At 51.6% G+C, this 2,800-nt stretch carries 2 protein-coding genes; one reads left to right on the top strand and one right to left on the bottom strand.

Features of this window, described 5'->3' with window-relative positions:
• Nucleotides 1-623 precede the first annotated feature (623 nt).
• Nucleotides 624-1,472, top strand: a complete 849-nt coding sequence (locus EJP87_RS15170; protein ID WP_130472701.1) for an SDR family oxidoreductase — start codon at nt 624-626, stop codon at nt 1,470-1,472.
• Nucleotide 1,473: 1 nt separating this feature from the next.
• Here EJP87_RS15170 and EJP87_RS15165 read toward each other — a convergent pair whose 3' ends face one another.
• Nucleotides 1,474-2,538, bottom strand: a complete 1,065-nt coding sequence (locus EJP87_RS15165) for a radical SAM/SPASM domain-containing protein (RefSeq protein WP_130472700.1) — start codon at nt 2,536-2,538, stop codon at nt 1,474-1,476.
• Between the last annotated feature and the right edge of the window lie 262 nt (nt 2,539-2,800).

The raw sequence follows: 2,800 nt of genomic DNA, 5'->3' as shown, positions 1-2,800 counted from the left end.
CCAGCAAGCTGTTTTACCGATTTTCAGTTTCACGGAAGTCATGGAAAACTGGCGCAAAATAACCGAATGGCTTGCTGATTCACCAAGGAAACGAAAGCGTCAGATGGCAACTCTGGGGATGTTAGGTTAACGCTTATGGGGCTTTGCCCTGCACCCACCAGGAGGAGATAATCTCCTCCTGGACCTCCTTAATAATTTTCTGATTTGCAAATGCGATTGCCCTGGGTTGTTCTGTAGGGCAATCGCATTTGCAAATTTTCTCACTGTAGCCACAAGCGAAACTGTGCATGTCGGGCCTCCGCCCTCCCAAAGCGTGCCCCTCCGGGGCACAGATTGGTGCGGCGTGCGCGAATGCTTTGCATTCGCTTCTGGTGAAACGCCGCACATTTTCAGCAGGGCTTTGCCCTGCACCCACCAGGAGGAGATAATCTCCTCCTGGACCTCCTTAATAATTTTCTGATTTGCAAATGCGATTGCCCTGCGCACCATTGTCTGATACGGGGAAAGATTGCTATACATTGGGCAGTTGTGAATGGTGCGGGATGAGCGTGCGGATGACTCTGAGCTTGTAAAAAAAATCTGCCGTGCTGGCAGGCTGGGAATGGCTATCAGGAGAGAAGAGCATGGAACGACCGGTTGTGCTGCTTGGTCATACAGGCAAAATGGGTATGGCTTTGCAATGGGTCTTGGCACAGAGATCTCCCGTGCTGGGCATCAGCTCCTCTGGTTTTAATGCCGCTGATCCAGAAGATGTAGAGCGCCTGCTGCGTCAGCACCGTCCCGAAGTGGTGGTCAATGCAGTGGCTTATGTCGGGGTTGAGCAGTGTGAGCAGGAGCCGGCACTGGCCCAGAGGATCAATACTTTGTTTCCTTATCAATTGGCCAGATTGTCCAGAGAGATCGGCTTTGTGCTGATTCATCTTTCCGGCAGCACCGTCTTTACCGATCTGGCGGAGGGAGCATGGACTGAAGAGCATTGCCCCGCGCCAATCAATATCTATGGTGTGACCAAGCTGGGGGGTGATGCCTTGGTGGCACAATATGCGCCACAACACTATATCTTTCGTTTGCCTATCCTGTTTGGACCCAGTGCGCGTCCCAGCCAATTTGTGGAAAAGATGTTGGCACTTTCGGCCAGTGGCACACCGCTGTTACGCATTGCCCAGGATGTCTATTATTCCCCTTCCTACACCAGAGATCTGGCTCTGGCAATCCGCACTATTTACCAGACCGGGCAGCCGTGGGGGCTTTACCATTTGGCCAACGATGGGATGGTTTCGTTGTATGATCTGCTCAAGGAGTTTGACAAACATCTCCATCTGGCAGCCAAAATTGAGCCGGTTATGCAAAAGGAGATTGACCCAACAGGGGTGCGTCCTGTGCGTATTCCGCTAGCCTCGGTCAAACGGCCCCCCTTGCGTCCCTGGTATGAGGCGGTTGCCGATTATTGTCAGTGGATCCAGAGTCAGTAAGTCAGACAAAACAGCCATGTTCGGGATCGATGGCCAGCAGTTCGAGAAGAGCCAGATTTTTGCTATGGGTAACGCAATGATGGCGACACTGAATTGCCGGGTTAAACTGGAACAGCTTTTGGCGATTTTCTGCAGAAAACCAGAACTCCTTGAAAGAGCGGTCACGGATGTTGCCCAATAATCCCGCTTCCGTATAGGCCTTATCCTGGCAGGTATAGACGCAGGCATCGGCGCCGATGACAGTTAAAAATTGCAGAAAAGGACATTGGGTATAGGATTTTTCAAAGCGCTCATCCAGTTCATGGTAGAGATCGATTACCGTAAAGTGCGCATCATTCAAGGATTGGGCGGCAGCAATTTGTGCCGAGGTTTCGCGCATGATCGATTGATGGTACTCCCTGTTGGCCGAACCACTGTTGGCGACCACCACGCCAGAAAATTTGACATGATTGACCCCCAGCTCTTTGAAGAGCTGGCTGGCTTGCACGATATGTTGATAATTTTCGTGGGTAACGATATAGCTGATGCCGAGCACACAACGGCTACCCAGATGGACGAATGAGCGGATATTGTCGCACAGTTTGCTAAAATCACCCTCTTTGATGCGTCGGGATTGCGCATAGCTGGCATCATCCCAGGCATCAATGGAGATGCGCACCCAGGTGGCATATTGGGCAATGGTTTCGGCAATTTTATGTTTCAGATTGGCGCCATTGGTCAGTGTGGCTACGCGAATGCCCCCTTTGGCAAGCCGTTCGACCATCTCTGGCAGATGTTTATAGACCAGGGGATCTCCGCCACCGGAAAAGGTGACAGCCTGGACCCCCATGGAGATGCAATCATCAACAATTTCAACCATCTTTTCATAACTGAGCGCTTCCCGTTCCACCATGTCGGCGCCCAATTGCAGATGATCCACCCGATAGGCACAATACCAGCAGTCATGGTTGCAGATATTGGTGGGCTTGATGCGTATATGTACAGGAGCGCAGACGCTTTGGCTGCGCAGGGCCTCGATATGGTTGGTATAGCGTAAAAATTTCAAAGGGCTATACAATTTTTTCATGACTATCTTTCATCCTCTATAGACATGATACTTTGTCTGCAAGTAACTATTCAGGTTCGTGCCTGCTCGCCAGCTCTACCCCCATGGGGATGCTGTGCGAATTGGCGCAAAAATGCGCGCCAATTCGCACAGCTTGCTTCCATTAGGCGCGCCGCGCCGACGCAAAAAGCGCGTCGGCTTGCTGTGAAAGGCGCGCCAAAGGCAAAAGATTAAAAACAAAATCCCAGGGATTCCATCCCTGGACCCGGCCAGGGATGTGCCC

Source organism: Candidatus Magnetaquicoccus inordinatus, from assembly GCF_004217665.1.
Classification (GTDB): domain Bacteria; phylum Pseudomonadota; class Magnetococcia; order Magnetococcales; family Magnetaquicoccaceae; genus Magnetaquicoccus; species Magnetaquicoccus inordinatus.
This window is presented reverse-complemented; position numbering and strand designations above follow the sequence as displayed.